The 13,876-nt window shown below is 66.1% G+C and carries 13 protein-coding genes; 9 read left to right on the top strand and 4 right to left on the bottom strand.

Annotated features, from left to right (window positions below; all coding sequences use genetic code 11):
* The 3 genes from OXF11_04435 to OXF11_04425 form a co-directional block, all read left to right on the top strand.
* On the top strand, positions 1-253 hold a 253-nt coding region (locus OXF11_04435; GenBank protein ID MCY4486346.1), incomplete at its 5' end, for a hypothetical protein.
* 45 nt (positions 254-298) lie between these two features.
* Complete coding sequence (locus tag OXF11_04430; GenBank protein MCY4486345.1) at positions 299-2,380, top strand: acetate--CoA ligase family protein; 2,082 nt, start codon at positions 299-301, stop codon at positions 2,378-2,380.
* Between the two features lie 141 nt (positions 2,381-2,521).
* A complete protein-coding gene (locus OXF11_04425; protein ID MCY4486344.1) occupies positions 2,522-2,770 on the top strand; it encodes a hypothetical protein in 249 nt (82 codons plus the stop codon).
* A gap of 194 nt (positions 2,771-2,964) precedes the next feature.
* On the opposite strand, the gene OXF11_04420 is transcribed toward OXF11_04425, so the two are convergent.
* The 3 genes from OXF11_04420 to OXF11_04410 form a co-directional block, all read right to left on the bottom strand.
* Positions 2,965-3,276 (bottom strand): hypothetical protein, encoded by a 312-nt coding sequence (locus OXF11_04420; protein MCY4486343.1) that lies wholly within the window; start codon positions 3,274-3,276, stop codon positions 2,965-2,967.
* On the bottom strand, positions 3,273-4,133 hold the full coding sequence (locus OXF11_04415; GenBank protein ID MCY4486342.1) for an extradiol ring-cleavage dioxygenase: 861 nt from the start codon (positions 4,131-4,133) through the stop codon (positions 3,273-3,275). The genes OXF11_04420 and OXF11_04415 overlap by 4 nt, the downstream gene beginning before the upstream one ends.
* Before the next feature lie 256 nt (positions 4,134-4,389).
* Positions 4,390-5,433: a zinc-binding dehydrogenase gene (locus tag OXF11_04410; GenBank protein ID MCY4486341.1), complete on the bottom strand. Its 1,044-nt coding sequence runs from the start codon at positions 5,431-5,433 to the stop codon at positions 4,390-4,392.
* Positions 5,434-5,618: 185 nt separating this feature from the next.
* Between OXF11_04410 and OXF11_04405 the strand changes: the two genes are divergently transcribed.
* The 5 genes from OXF11_04405 to OXF11_04385 all read left to right on the top strand — a co-directional run bounded on the left by OXF11_04405 (position 5,619) and on the right by OXF11_04385 (position 11,214).
* On the top strand, positions 5,619-6,782 hold the full coding sequence (locus tag OXF11_04405; GenBank protein ID MCY4486340.1) for an ABC transporter ATP-binding protein: 1,164 nt from the start codon (positions 5,619-5,621) through the stop codon (positions 6,780-6,782).
* On the top strand, positions 6,779-7,687 hold the full coding sequence (locus tag OXF11_04400; protein ID MCY4486339.1) for a sugar ABC transporter permease: 909 nt from the start codon (positions 6,779-6,781) through the stop codon (positions 7,685-7,687). The genes OXF11_04405 and OXF11_04400 overlap by 4 nt, the downstream gene beginning before the upstream one ends.
* Positions 7,684-8,514, top strand: coding sequence for a carbohydrate ABC transporter permease (locus OXF11_04395; protein ID MCY4486338.1), 831 nt, complete (start codon positions 7,684-7,686; stop codon positions 8,512-8,514). Before OXF11_04400 ends, OXF11_04395 begins: the two co-directional genes overlap by 4 nt.
* A 74-nt stretch (positions 8,515-8,588) precedes the next feature.
* Complete coding sequence (locus OXF11_04390; protein MCY4486337.1) at positions 8,589-9,854, top strand: extracellular solute-binding protein; 1,266 nt, start codon at positions 8,589-8,591, stop codon at positions 9,852-9,854.
* A 175-nt stretch (positions 9,855-10,029) separates the two neighbouring features.
* Positions 10,030-11,214: an alpha/beta fold hydrolase gene (locus OXF11_04385; protein MCY4486336.1), complete on the top strand. Its 1,185-nt coding sequence runs from the start codon at positions 10,030-10,032 to the stop codon at positions 11,212-11,214.
* Between the two features lie 39 nt (positions 11,215-11,253).
* Here OXF11_04385 and OXF11_04380 read toward each other — a convergent pair whose 3' ends face one another.
* On the bottom strand, positions 11,254-12,384 hold the full coding sequence (locus OXF11_04380) for an alpha/beta hydrolase (protein ID MCY4486335.1): 1,131 nt from the start codon (positions 12,382-12,384) through the stop codon (positions 11,254-11,256).
* Positions 12,385-12,639: 255 nt separating this feature from the next.
* Between OXF11_04380 and OXF11_04375 the strand changes: the two genes are divergently transcribed.
* Positions 12,640-13,876, top strand: a 1,237-nt coding sequence (locus tag OXF11_04375) for a hypothetical protein (GenBank protein ID MCY4486334.1), incomplete at its 3' end; no start/stop codon positions are given.

Raw genomic sequence — 13,876 nt, 5'->3', positions numbered from 1 at the left:
GCTCGTGCGTACCGCGATCATCGCCCTGTGGATACTCGGGATCATCGTGGGCACGTGGCTCCTGGGTCAGATGATCGCCCTGCCGCTGTTCGTTTTCCTGTATCTGAAGGTGGGCTCCGGCGAGAGTTGGCCCATCTCCGTAGGCCTCACCGTATGCATCATCGCCTTCCTCTACGGCGTGTTCGACCAGGTGATCCACGCGTCGTGGTACGAGGGAGAACTGTGGCGTGCCCTGGGCATCGAGATGTTCTAGGATCGCGACACCAGCAGCGAAAACTTTCCGGAAAGAACTGGAGACATGACCACCGAAGCCACCGAGAGAACCACCATCCGTCCGGCCGCCGACCTGCTGCACGCCAAGAGCGTTGCCATCGTCGGCGCCTCGCCCAAGGGCAATTGGCCGAACCTGCTCTTCCACAGCCTCAAGGCCGCGGAGTTCCCCGGCAAGGTCTTTCTGATCAACCCCAACTACGAGGAGTTGTGGGACGCGCCGTGCTACCCGAGCCTGGAAGCGTTGCCGGAGCCCGCCGAGCACCTGCTGATGCTGGTGCCGAGCCGGGCGGTGATCCCGACCCTCAAGCAGGCGGTGCCCTTGGGAGCCAAGGCCGCCACCATCTACAGCGCGGGCTTCGGCGAAGGCACCGATCCCAAGAGCCACGAGCGCGGGCGCGAGCTGGCCGAGTTCTGCGAGGAGAGCGGCATCGTCTGCTGCGGCCCCAACTGCATGGGCGCGGCGTCGGTGAACCAGCGCATGATGACCTACGCGCAGCGCCAGCCGCTGCTCAAGCCCGGTCCCGTGGCTGCGGTGTTCCAGAGCGGCGGCTCCCTGGGCAACTGGATGAAGGGGGCGGCGGAACGCGGCATCGGCTTCAGCTACGCCATCTCCAGCGGCAACGAGGTGAGCCTGGACGTGGTCGACTACATGTCGTTCCTCATCGACAACGACGAGACCAGGATCATCGTGCTCATGGTGGAGGGCATCCGCCGTCCGAACATGTTCCTGGAAATGGCCGCCCGGGCGCTGGAAGCCGACAAACCCGTCATCGTGGTGAAGCTGGGCCGTTCGGAGATGGGCAAGCGGCAGGCCATCTCGCACACGGGTTCGCTGGCGGGGGACGACGAGGTCTTCTCGGCGGCGTGCGACCGTTACGGCATGGTGCGCTGCCACAGCCTGGAGGACCTCACGGAGATGACCCTGGCGTTCCTGCCGGGCCGGCGCCCTCGGGGCGGGCGCGCCGCCATCGTGGTCAACTCCGGCGGCATGAAGGGCATCCTGCTGGACCACATCGAGGAGGTGGGCATCGAGTTGGCCGCCCTGAGCGATGCGTCCAACCAGGCGCTGCGCCCGCTCATCCCCGACGACTTGATGGTGGAGAACCCGCTGGAGTGCGGCGTGGCCGGGTTCGGCAACGAGAACACCTTCGCCGAGATCGTGCGCATTCATGCGGAGGACGACGGTGTGGACCTGCTCGCCATCCACGGCGAGCTGCCGCGCTTCGGCGAGACGCGCAACCCGGACCTGCTGAAGAACATCTCCCGGAGCATCGACAAGCCCATCGTGGCACACGCGCGCTCCACCTACAGCCTCATGGACGAGAGCCGCGCCTTCCAGGAAGCCTCGGAAGTGCCGCATTTGCAGGGCATCAAGGCCACGCTGCGGTCGCTCAACGGCCTCGGCGCCTACGGCCAGCGCCGGCGTCTGGGAATACCGGCGATGCCTCCCGCCGACGGCAAGGCGGCGGATCTGGAGGGGCCGGTGTGGCACCAACGTTTGGCCGCCCACGGTCTGACGCCGCCGCGGGAAGCCGTGGTGGATACCCCGGCCGAAGCCGCGGCCCAGGCCGGCGCGATGGGCTTTCCGGTGGTGTTGAAGCTCGAGTCGCCCGAGGTGGTGCACAAGACCGAGGTGGGCGGCGTAGTGCTGGGGCTCGATTCGGCGGAACGGGTGGAGCAGGCGGGCGCGGAGCTGCTGGCCAAGGGGCCGGCGGGATCGAAGCTACTGGTGCAGGAGATGGTCGGCGGCACCGAGGTCATTCTTGGGGCGCGGGTGGACCCGCAGTTCGGCCCCTTCGTCATGGTGGGCCTGGGCGGGACCTTCGTCGAGGTGCTGAAGGACGTGGCGCTGCGTCTCATCCCGGTCACCACCGAGGACGCGCGGGCCATGCTCCGTCAGCTCAAGGGTTACAAGATTCTCGAAGGCGTACGCGGGCAGGGTCCCCGCGACGTCGACGCGCTGGTCCGGGCCATCACCGGACTGTCCGGACTGTTCGCCGCGCACCGGGGGCACCTCAGCGACCTGGAGATCAATCCGCTGATGGTGAAGGAGGCGGGCGCGGGAGTGGCGGCGGTGGACGTGCGTATCGTCCGTAATTCACAGTAGCGGCTCCGTCCGGCGCTCGGTATCCGCGGGGTGCCGGCGGCGTCCATTCGTTTCAACAGAGGCAGGAAGGTAGCGAGGGAAAATCGCGCCCGGCCGAAGGCTGGTGCGTGCACAGGCGGGGTGCCCCCGTCACGGAATGCCATGACCCTTCTCGAAAAGCTCGCGGTGGTGTTGATGGCGGGTTCGTGGGTGATCAGCGCCACGATCCTGCTGCTGCCCTTCGTCGACACGGAGCACAACCGGCTCGCACTCGCGGCCGGCACCTACTTCGTGAGCCAGGTAGTCTTCTGGGTCGGTTGCGCCATCGGCGGGCGCGTGCTGGTGCGTCGCTATCACGAGCGCTTCCCGTGGCTCGACTGGCCCTGGCGGCTCAAGAGAAGGGCCGAATGATGCTGCTAGTGTCCTGCGTCACAAATAGCTTGATGAAACCGCGAGGGCATTTTTGTCGTCGGCAAGGCGCGATGACGAGCAGTGGCGGGCACCACGCGAGGAAGAGCAACGCAGCCGACGGCGAAAAGGACCCGCGGATTCGTCAAGCTATTTGTGACGCAGGACGCTAGGTTCGGCGGAAGCAGCGCGCGTGTTCAGCTCTCGAAGTCCGGGTATCCCACCGCGGCGGCTTTTTCCTTGTAGTCCTTGACCAGCTCTTCCCGGTCCACCTCGTGGCGCCAGATGGCTTCGGTGAAGCTCCACAGCAGGAACGGGTGCGCGCCCATGGCATACAGGCTGCCGTAGTCGCGCCGCTCCAGGGCGCGCCGTTCCTCGGCCGTGAACTTCAGGCGTTCGCCCTTCTCCCACCGGGCGACGAAGCCCGGCGGGTTCTCCACGTAGGCTTCTTCCGCGGCCTCGTTCATGTTGACCACGTGCATGAACTTGTTCACCAGGTACTTGCTCACAGGCCCGCTCCCTCTTCCTTTTGCTCCCAGGCAAAGAACGGCACCGCCGGGAACCCCGCGTCCAGTCCCTCGGCGTGCGTCGGGGCCGCCCCACTGGCCACGCCCATGGCCATGAGGAAGTTCAGGAAACCCATGGTCATGTTGCCCGAGGGGACCATCTGCTCCAGGTTGCAGTCGCGCGCGGCCGCGTCGATGTCGCCGGTGGTGATCCAGCCCACGGCGCGGGAGTCGAAGTCCGCGTCCATCAGGCGCCGCTCGAACTGTTTGGGGCCGCCGACCTCCAGCGACAGGTGGCCGCTCACCAAAACGCCGATGCGCTTGCCGTCGGGCATGCTGTCGATGACCGAGCGGATGGCCTGCCCCACCTCGTAGAAACGCCGGGCGGTGGGCAGCGGCGGAGCGATGCAGTTGGTCAGGATGGGGACGATGGGGATGTCCATTTCCGGCCTGACGAACATCATCGGGACCACGATGGAGTGGTCCACCGTCAACTCGCTGGAATAGGCGAAGTCCACGCCGCGCTCGTAGGCGCCCTCCAGGAGCCGGTTGCACAACTCCAGGTCGCCGGCCAGGTCGCACTCCGGCAGGCCGAATTCCCGCACCTCGTCGTAGAAAGTGCCGTGGAAGCGGTCCATCTTGCCGATCATGAAGGCCGGCATGTTGTCCATGAAGAACTGGTGCAGGTGGTCGTTGCCGATGGTGATGAGCACGTCCGGCTTGTGTTGCGCCAGCTTCGCGCGCATCATCGCGATCCGCTCCTGAACCTTGGCCGCCCCCGGCGGCTGCTGCGCCTGCTTGAACAGCCGCGGCATGAAGGGGTTGTGCGTGATGCCGAGCATGGTGACGAGTTGCGCCATGGAGTCCCGTCCTCTCGTTTGGGGAACGCTGAAGAAACCGTAGATACAGCAAACTAACAGCCTGTTCCGCATGTGGCAATTTGTCCCGGTGCCCGCGCCGGAGGGCACCAGCGCCCCGAATCGTCATTCCCGCTTCCCAGGCTGTGTAAAACCGTCGCCGGGACAAGAATTGGCGCCAACCCCCCGAATCGTCATTCCCGCGCAAGCTTGCCCTCGACCCCGATCGGGGGCGGGAATCCAGGGGCGGGGAGGGGTATCACCCCAGGGTGGGGTCCAGCACGATCTTGCCGACGATCCCGCCGCGTTCCAGCAACTCGTGCGCTTCCTTCACGCGCTCCAGCGGCATGGTGCGGTCGATGATGGCGCGGACCGCCCCTTGGCCGGCCAGCGCAAGGGCCAGTTCCACGTCCTTGCGGGTGGCGCCGGGCTGTCCGATGATGCGGATGCGCTTGAGGTAGAGCCGCTTGACGTCGAGCGGCACGGTGCCGCCGCCGTGGGCGCCCGCGGTCACCAGACGGCCGGCGAAGGCGAGGCTGTTGAAGGCCCCGGGCCAGAGCGTCGGGTCGGCGATGTTCTCGAACAGCACGTCGACGCCATGGCCGCCGGTGATGCGGAGAACCTCCTGCTCCAGGTCCTGCTCCCGGTAATTGACGGCGAACCCGGCGCCGTAGCCCATGGCCGCCTCGGCCCTGGAATCGGCGCCGGCGGCCGCGATGACACGGGCGCCCTGGTGCCGGGCGATCTGCACGCCGCAACTGCCCAGAGCCCCCGCGGCTCCCATGATCAGAACCCATTCGTCCTGTTCGAGCATCGCGTGGTTGAGCAGCAGGTTGATGGCCGTGGGAAAGTGGCGCGTGACCACCGAGGCTTCACCGAAAGACAGGTTGTCCGGAATGGGGAAGACGTTCTCCGCCGGCACGGTCACGTACTCCGCGTACCCGCCCCAGCGGTCGAGCCCCAGGTGCTTGCTTCGGGGGCACGAGTCTTCCCGGCCCATGAGACAGAAGCGGCACTCGCCGCAGCGGATGGAAGCCACCACCGCGACCCGCTCGCCGGCGCACGGGGACGCCACCCCGTCGCCGGCGGCCACCACCACACCCGCGGGGTCGGTGCCCAGCACCACCGGAAACCGCAGGTCGGTGCGGTACAGGCCCTGCCGCACCGCGATGTCCAGCGTCTGATTGACCGAAACCGAGTGGACCTTGATCAGCACCTCTCCGGCCTCGGGGGAGGGGACGGGAAGCTGCTCCATCCGCATCACGTCGACGTCGCCGAACTCCCTCACGACGACGGCTTTCATGGTGGGCTGCATGTGTGGGGGTCCCCTCGAACGTCTTGTCCCCGCACCGGGGGTGTACTATTCTCGCGCCCGGATCGAGCGTCCGTGAAAGTCTACACCAGACCGACGCGGTCACCAAACTTTAACCTTCTCGGCCTACCGAACGTCATCTTGGGGGAGTACGACCGAGACACCGGAGAACGTGCATGGGATCCGGGCGCATCGAGTTCAGGAACGTCCACCGGCGTTACGGTGCCGCCACCGCGCTCAACGGGGTTTCGCTGACCATTGCCGAGGGCACCCTCGCGACGCTCCTTGGGCCGTCCGGTTGCGGCAAGTCCACCACGCTCCGCATCATCGCCGGACTCGAGCGGCAGACGTCCGGCGAGGTGCTCATCGACGGACGCGAGGTGACAGGCCTGGCCGCGGCGGAACGGAATATTGCCATGGTGTTTCAGTCCTACGCGCTTTATCCGCACATGACCGTTCGCCAGAACATCACGCTTCCGCTCGCGATGCGGAACATGAGCTTCTGGCAGCGCCTGCCGGTGCTGGACCGTGTGCTGGCTTCCTCCCGGCGCCTTGCGGCCGCCCACCGGGACAAGGTGCGTGAAGTCGCGGCCCTGCTGGATATCCAGACTCTGCTCGAGCGCAAGCCCGGCCAACTCTCCGGCGGCCAGCAACAGCGCGCCGCGGTGGCCCGGGCGCTGGTGCGCGATCCCGTCGCATTCCTGCTGGACGAGCCTCTTTCCAATCTCGACGTCAAGTTGCGTCTCCAGATGCGCGGCGAGTTGGTGGACCTCCACAAGCGCACCGGCCGTACGTTCGTGTACGTCACCCACGACCAGGCCGAGGCCATGAGCATGTCCGATCAGATTGCCGTGATGCTGGACGGACGCATCGTCCAGTCGGGAACGCCGCGGGAGATCTACGAGCGTCCGGCGACCCGGGACATCGCGGCCTTCGTCGGCGACCATCCCTTGAATCTGGTGGAGGTCGCGACGCGTTCCGAAGAGCTGCCGCCGCCGTTCGCATCCTTCGCCCTCGACGCTCGCCCGGAGAGCGAAAGGATACTCATCGGGCTGCGTCCGGAGGCGCTGTTCCCGTCCGCGGACGGCCTCATCGCCGGGAAGGTGGTACGGCTGGAGTACCTCGGTTCGAGCGCGGTCGCGACCGTGGCCGTCTCCGGCGGCGAAACCATGCGCGCCATTCTTCCGGCCCACTCGTTGTGGCGCCAGCCGGGTGAAGAGACCCGTCTTGCCTTCAACCCGGATCAGGCGCACCTTTTCGACGCGTCGACGGGGGCGCGGCTGGCGATCCGCCTCGTGCCGCGGTTGCCCCAGGAACGGCCCGAGGCGGCACCGGCATGATGACACGCCGCCTTCCCAACGCGCTGCGCGAAGCGCTTGCCAACGCGTGGCTGGTGGGCCCCGCCACCGTGGCGATGCTCGTGCTGATCTTCGGACCCGTGTTCGCCGTGGCCGTGCTGTCTTTCACCGACTACCAGCTCGGTGCCCAGAGCTTCGCCTGGATCGGACTCGAGAACTACAGCGTCCTTTTTACCGACCCCATCGGCCGGCGCGCCGTGGTCAACACGCTGATCTACGTGGCCATCGTCATGCCGGCGTCGATGCTCCTCGCCTTGCTGGTGGCCCTTGGCGTCCACCGGGTGGCGAGCTGGAATGCGACCCTCGCGGGAGTCCTGCGCACGGCCTACTTCATGCCGGTGGCCGGGACGCTCGTGGCCATGGCGACGGTGTGGCAGATGCTGATGCACCCGAACGTCGGCCTCCTGAATCAGCTCTTGGGGCTGATGGGATGGCCCGGCCAGGAGTGGCTCTCGGACCGCGGCATCGTCCTCTATTCGCTGGCGGTGATCGGCATCTGGGAAACGGTGGGCTACAACATGGTCCTCTTCCTCGCCGGTCTGGCCGCGATCCCCGAACACTTGTACGCGGCCGCGGAGATCGACGGCGTGCGCCCGGGCTGGGATCGGTTCTGGACCATCACGTGGCCTCTCCTCGGCCCCACCACGCTCTTCGTCATCGTGGTCACGGCGGCGCGTGCGTTCCGCGTCTTCGAGACGGTCGCCACGCTGACGCGCGGCGGGCCGGGCTTCGCCAGCGATACACTGGTCTACGCCATGTACCGGGAGGGTTTCGTCTACTTCAAGGCCGGATACGCGAGTGCCGTGACCATGGTCTTCTTCGCCTTCGTGCTGACGCTGACACTCGTGCAGTTCGGCTTGCTGGAAAGGCGGGTGCACTACCGATGAGAGCGCGCTTCTCGTTGGGGCAGGCGATCATGTTGGCGTTCCTCGCCGTCGGGGCGGCGCTCGTATTGCTGCCGTTCGTGTGGATGCTCTCGCTCTCCATCAAGCCCCCGGCGGAGATCTTCGCCCCCGGCATCGATCTCGTCCCCAGCCGCATCGAGTGGCGCAATTACCTGAAGGCGTTCGCCGAGGTCCCGCTGTTCCGGTTTCTGTTCAACGGCGTGGTGGTGTGCGCCGGCATCCTGTTCTTTCAGATTCTCATCGCCGTGCCCTGCGCCTACGCCCTGGCCCATCGGCGGTTCAGCCTTCGCTGGTTGCTCTTCGGCTTGGTGCTGGCTGGTCTGTTGGTGCCCTACCACGTGACGGCGATCCCGGTTTTCCTGGGTTTCGCACAACTCGATCTGCTGGATACGTACACGGCGCTGATCCTTCCGTTCGTCGCTTCGGTGTTCGGCATCTTTCTCTTCCGGCAGTTCTTCGCCACGGTTCCCGCCAGCATCATCGACGCGGCGCGCATCGACGGATTGAGCGAGACGGCCATCGTGTGGCGCATCGCGTTCCCCAACGCTTGGCCGGCGGTGAGCGCCTTCGCCATTTTCTCCGTGGTCGCCCATTGGAACGACCTCTTCTGGCCGCTGATCGCGATCAGCGACCCGAACCTCGCGACACCGCCGCGAGGCATCCTGTTTTTTCGCGACGAGGAGGCGGGCTCGGACTTCGGCCCGCTGATGGCGGCGGCGACGGTGGTCACCGCGCCCCTGGTGATCGCGTTTCTGGTCGCCCAGCGGAAGTTCGTCCAAGGCATTACCATGAGCGGACTCAAGGGATGACGCGCATTCGCGTCGCACGAGCAACAGAGGCGCCGTCCGGACCCGGACGGCATGGAACAGGAAAGGAGTTTCCGATGAGAAGGATCGTTTTCGCAATGATGCTGGCGTGCTTCCTGGCCACAGGTTCGGCCACGGCCGCGGACGTGACGCTGACCCTGCACTATGCCCACCCGAATCTGTGGGCGAAGGTGCAGGAGAAGGTCGCCGATGCGTTCATGAAGGCGAACCCGGACGTGAAGCTCGAGATCCAGGCGCCCGCGGAGAACTATGCGGCGGGCGTTCAGCGCCTGCTCCGGGAATCGGTGGCCAAAAAGCTGCCCGACGTGGCGTTCCTCGGCTTGAATCGCTGGCGCATCCTGCAGGCGCGCGGTTTGGCGGTGGAGCTGGACCCCTTCATCGGCGACGCCGCCAAGTTCGAGGCAGCGGGTTACACCCCGGCCTTGCGTTCTCTCGGCCAGTACCAAGGCAAGCAGTACGCCATCGCGGCCTCCGCTTCGACGCTGGTGATCTACGTCAACCCGGAACTGGTCTCCAAGGCCGGGGGCTCCGTGGACGACTTCCCGCGCGATTTCGACGGCTTGATCGCTCTGGCCGCCAAGATCAGCGCACTCGGCGACAACATCGACGGCGTGTGGGTGTCGGCGCATGACTGGCGTTTCCAGAGCATGCTGGGATCCTATGGTGGCCGGCCCATGAACGAGGATGAGAGCGACATCACCTTCGACAGCGAGGCGGGGATCATGGCCGGAAAGCTCTACTCGCGTTTCGGCAAGGAAGCCGGCATGAAGACCTACGGCGGCAAGGCCGCGCGTCAGGCCTTTGCGGCGGGCACTCTCGGGATCTACATCGACAGCTCGTCCTACCTGACGCGGGTCGTCGCCGGGGCCGGGGAGCGATTCCAGGTGAGTTTGCTCCCGCTCGTCGTGGCCGCGAAGGACAAATCCACCGTGTATTTCCCCACGGGAGGCTCCGCCATCGTCATGCTGACACGGGATCCCAAGAAGCAGGCGGCCGCGTGGAGATACATCCAGTTCGCCACCGGGCCGGAAGGCGCCAAGATTGTGGTGGAGAACACCGGATACGCGCCCACCAACGAGATCGTGCTCAAGGATAAGAGCTATCTCGGTGATTTCTACGCGCGTAACGAGAACTCGCGGCGGGCCCACGCCCAGGTGGCGGCCTATTCGGGTCCCTGGTACGCGTATCCCGGCGCCGAGGGGGTGGCGGTCACCGACCTGATCGGCGCCGCGCTCGTCGACGTCATCGAAGGCGCGGATGCCGAGGCAACGGTCAAGAAACTCGCCGCGGACGTACGCTCCAAGCTCAAGATGAAGAAGTAGCGCGGGCGGTCGGCCTGACGGAACGGGGTCCAGCGCAATGGACCCCGTTCCCCGGGCAGACCCGGACCCCACGGAACCCTCTGCCCGGGTCGGAACGTGATGCTTCGTGGTGTCTCCGGCACCTGCCGCTTGTCGGGTTGACCGGAAGATTCACGCCGTAGTATCCCCGCACTTCATGAGCACGCGAAGCGGAACCATAGAGAACATTCTGGCGGCGTTGGGATCGGCCGAACTGTTGCTGAAGATGGACTGGGAGGGCTGGCTGGCCATGCCCGCCCCCTATCCCGAGATCGGGTTCACGAGCCGCGAGGTGACGGCGCGCTACGAGCGCAACGGCTACGAGTGGGACATCCACGGCACGCTTTACACGCCGGAGCGGGAGGCGGACCCCGGCCGGGCCGTCGTCGTCTTTCACGGGGGCGCGGGCAGCGAACGCATCATGGACACGACCCCGGACGGCCGCCCGGGACTGGCGCGGGTGCTGGCGTCCCAGGGGTTCGTAACCCTGGCCATGACCTATCCGGGGCACTACCCGCCGGGCGGGGTGTGGACCGAACCCGTGCCCGAGCGCATGCCGATCTACCTGCTCGACCGGGAGCTCCCCGTGAAGGAGATCCTGGACCGGAACCTCAAGTGCACGTTCAACACCATCCTGCAGGGCGCCGGGCAGCTCACCGACACGCACCTGCCGGGACGCGACGTGCTCGCCTTCGGTCATTCCACCGGCGGTCCCATGGCCGCGCACCTGCACCGCTTCGTGCGCAGCGCCCGCGTCACCGGCCTGCTGGGCTTCGGTTCCGGCGGTCCGGACGGCTGGCGCAAGGAATGGCGCGAGCGCACCGGCGCCGAGGAGTACAATGAGGTCCCGGTGGAGCAGATCTCGCGGCGCTCGCCCGAGAGCTTTCGCGCCGCGCGCTACGAAGACCCGGAGGATCTCACGCCCTGGGGCGGCCCCGAGGAGTACATGGCCTGGGCCAACCCTGCGCGTTCCCAGATGAAGACCAGCCTGTGCGACAACCAGCACAATGCGGCCATGGGGATACTCGACCGCTACGTGGAGCTGACGGGCCTGCCGCGGGAGGAGTACTACGATCACCTCCAGGACCCCGACCCGGCGTGGCTCAAGGACACCGGCGTGCTGCTGGTGGTGGGCGAGAACGACCGGGGCCACTGGATCCGCGGAGACCGCCTGGAAGACAAGCGCGAGATGTTCATGGGCGCACGGTACGCCGCGGCCGCCCGCGGTTGTCACGTGGTCCTCATCCCACGCTACGGCCACGTGGGCTACGCGGAGCTTCACAACGAGAAGATCGCCCACCTGTGGCTGTGGGCTGCCAGGGAGGGGTTCTTCGACGGGTAAGGGCGTCCGTTCTCCGCGGCCCCGGCGCACCCGGAAGCCTTACCCCGTGAGCTTGCGGTGCAGCCACTCCACCAGCACGTTGAGCGCCGGCTCGTTGGACTTGCCCGGCACCCGGCCCATGTGTCCCCCGTCGGGAATGATGAACACATCCTTGGGGTCGCCGTGCTCCAGCAGCATGTAGAAGTCGTCGATGGGATGCTGGTCGTCGAGCTTGCCGTTGATGAGCAGCAGCGGCGCGCACGGCTGGTCGATGAGACCCTGCGTGACCAGGGAGAGCGTCGGCGCCCGTCGCAGGATCTCGTCGAGATCGCGGGTGCGGAAGATGTACCCGCGCGCGTCCAGCAGACTGGCCGGTCCCATGAGATACTGCTCCGCCCGTGTGGTCAGGGCCGGCCGCAGCCACTCTTCCTGGAAGGTCAGGTGCACGCCGCCGCCCCAGTCCACCGCGCCCTTCAACCGTTTCGCTTCCACGTGGGCGACCTTGGCCGCCCAGTACCCGCCGAAGCTCCCGCCCATGGCGCCGAGGCGTGACCCGTCCACGTCCGGCCGTGTTTCCAGGTAGTCCAGAGCGGCGGAGAAGGTGCGTTCCGCCTTGAGGTCGGACGCGAGCAGGGGGCTTTCCCCCACGCCCGGCATGTCGATCGTCATGGTGGCGAGCCCCAGCCGGTGGAACGCCTCGCTGGGCCGGCGCCTGTCCTCCTTCCAGCCGTCGACCCCGCCCCAGTGGAGCACCACCGGCGGCCGGTCGGCGCCGCGGGGTATCTGCAGGTAGCAGACGAGCGACTTCCCTTCGAAGGGGATCTCCACCCGTTCCAACGGCGGGTCCATGTGCGGCGCGGCCTTCAGGAAGTTCCGCAACGACGCCTCGTAGCACGCTTGCTTGCCGGGAGTCGAGGCCACCGGATAGCGGCCGATGCGATAGTAGTCGTACGCGAGATAGTAGGATTCGCCGCATGGTGCACCGTTCTTCTCCTGTTCCTCGCCCAGCGCCTCGTAGCGCGCGCCCATGCGCCCCCACGCCTCCGCCCAGTGGTCGTCCTCGGTGGATTCGAGCCATCCCACCACTTCCGCGGCGTCCTCCGGCTTGACCCATTCGAAAGGGTTGGCGCCGCCGGCGCGGCGCAGGATCTCCGGCTTCAACTCTTCGAGAGAACGCATTTTCGATTCCATGATGGCCTCCGTTGGAATGACTCAACCAGTCGGATCAGGTTCACACGTCTATGAGAAACGCCCGTGTCGGTCAACGGCACGGCCGTCCCGAGCGGCCCGGGAGAGCATGCGGAAACGGTGTTGAAAGGGCCCCTTTCGGCACCAAACGTTTCCCGTGTGACACTTATCGAGTCCATGTGGTATATATAGTGGTCAGAAGGGGTAGTTTGCCTTATATATAGGGGTGAATCGATCCCCCGCGCCCGGAATCCGTGCATGCACCTTTGGAACCCTATGGAAGGCAATAGACGAGCCAACCCTTCATCAACGCTCCTGGGTTCCGCCCACCCTTCAACGTGTCACGGCGGCGCACGGCGCCCCGTTTGTTCGCGAATCACGACAAATCACTCCATCCCGTTCGTCGATCTGAAACCCTGGCAGGGCCGAGCCTTGCGCCTTCTGCGTCTCGGCCTCCTCGCAACGGCGCTGTGGGTCTTTGCTTGCGCCACCGCTACGTCACAGGTGCAAGCCCAGACGTGGGATGGGACCGTCGAGGTGTCGACCAGTACGTTGAAGTTCGAGAAGGGCAAAACCGTTACCTACTCCCTGAGGTTGACCGAGCAACCGACCGCTGACGGATGGTGGGTCCGGATATTCGTCAATGGTGCGGTCCGCGCCGGCGGCGAATACGACGCGGACGGCGACGGAGACATCGACATCAGTTGGATACCGTCGATCGGCTGGGAGTTCACGCAGCAAAACTGGGACCAATGGAAGAAGGTCTCGGTTTACGTGGATGAAGTACCGGATACGCCTGTCAGGATCACCCACGAAGTGTGGGACCACAACGCGGAATGCCCCATACACAACGTGGGGGTGGTGACGGGCAACTCCGGAGCGGGAACGGGCAGGACCGACAACACGGACAACACTGACACGACGGACAACACGGATAACACGGATAACACGGACAACACCGACAACACCGACAACACCGATCAAGATACATTGCCGGAGGTATCGGTCGATGATGGACGTGTAGACGAGGGCGGAACGGTGGAATTGGCGGTGACGCTGAGCAAGGCGAGCGACGATGTCGTGACCGTGTCGTATCGGACGGTGGACGGTACGGCGAATGCGGCGTCGGACTATACGGCGACGTCCGAGACGCTGACCTTCGAGGCAGGGACGACGCAGCGGATAATCGAGGTGCAGACCACCCAGGACGAGGTGGTGGAGTCGGACGAAGAGTTCACGGTGGAGTTGAGTGGGCCGAATGGGGCGACGCTGGGCGACGCCACGGGGACGGCGACGATCATCGACGACGACACGGAGACGCCTCCGGTCGAGACCGTGTTGCCGGAGGTATCGATCGAGGACGCGAGGGCGGATGAGGGTGACGTGGTGGAGTTGGCGGTGACGCTGAGCAAGGCGAGCGAGCAGGCGGTGACGGTATCGTATGCGACGGTGGACGGGACGGCGACGGCCGGCCTGGACTACACGGCGGCATCGG

Source organism: Deltaproteobacteria bacterium (assembly GCA_026712905.1).
Lineage (GTDB): Bacteria > Desulfobacterota > Binatia > UBA9968 > JAJDTQ01 > JAJDTQ01.
This window is presented reverse-complemented; position numbering and strand designations above follow the sequence as displayed.

Excerpts from the sequence above, each read along its gene's own strand:
- OXF11_04430 (MCY4486345.1), top strand. The coding sequence starts at position 299 with ATGACCACCGAAGCCACCGAGAGAACCACCATCCGTCCGGCCGCCGAC.
- OXF11_04425 (MCY4486344.1), top strand. The coding sequence starts at position 2,522 with ATGACCCTTCTCGAAAAGCTCGCGGTGGTGTTGATGGCGGGTTCGTGG.
- OXF11_04415 (MCY4486342.1), bottom strand. The coding sequence starts at position 4,133 with ATGGCGCAACTCGTCACCATGCTCGGCATCACGCACAACCCCTTCATG.
- OXF11_04410 (MCY4486341.1), bottom strand. The coding sequence starts at position 5,433 with ATGAAAGCCGTCGTCGTGAGGGAGTTCGGCGACGTCGACGTGATGCGG.
- OXF11_04405 (MCY4486340.1), top strand. The coding sequence starts at position 5,619 with ATGGGATCCGGGCGCATCGAGTTCAGGAACGTCCACCGGCGTTACGGT.
- OXF11_04400 (MCY4486339.1), top strand. The coding sequence starts at position 6,779 with ATGATGACACGCCGCCTTCCCAACGCGCTGCGCGAAGCGCTTGCCAAC.
- OXF11_04395 (MCY4486338.1), top strand. The coding sequence starts at position 7,684 with ATGAGAGCGCGCTTCTCGTTGGGGCAGGCGATCATGTTGGCGTTCCTC.
- OXF11_04390 (MCY4486337.1), top strand. The coding sequence starts at position 8,589 with ATGAGAAGGATCGTTTTCGCAATGATGCTGGCGTGCTTCCTGGCCACA.
- OXF11_04385 (MCY4486336.1), top strand. The coding sequence starts at position 10,030 with ATGAGCACGCGAAGCGGAACCATAGAGAACATTCTGGCGGCGTTGGGA.
- OXF11_04380 (MCY4486335.1), bottom strand. The coding sequence starts at position 12,384 with ATGGAATCGAAAATGCGTTCTCTCGAAGAGTTGAAGCCGGAGATCCTG.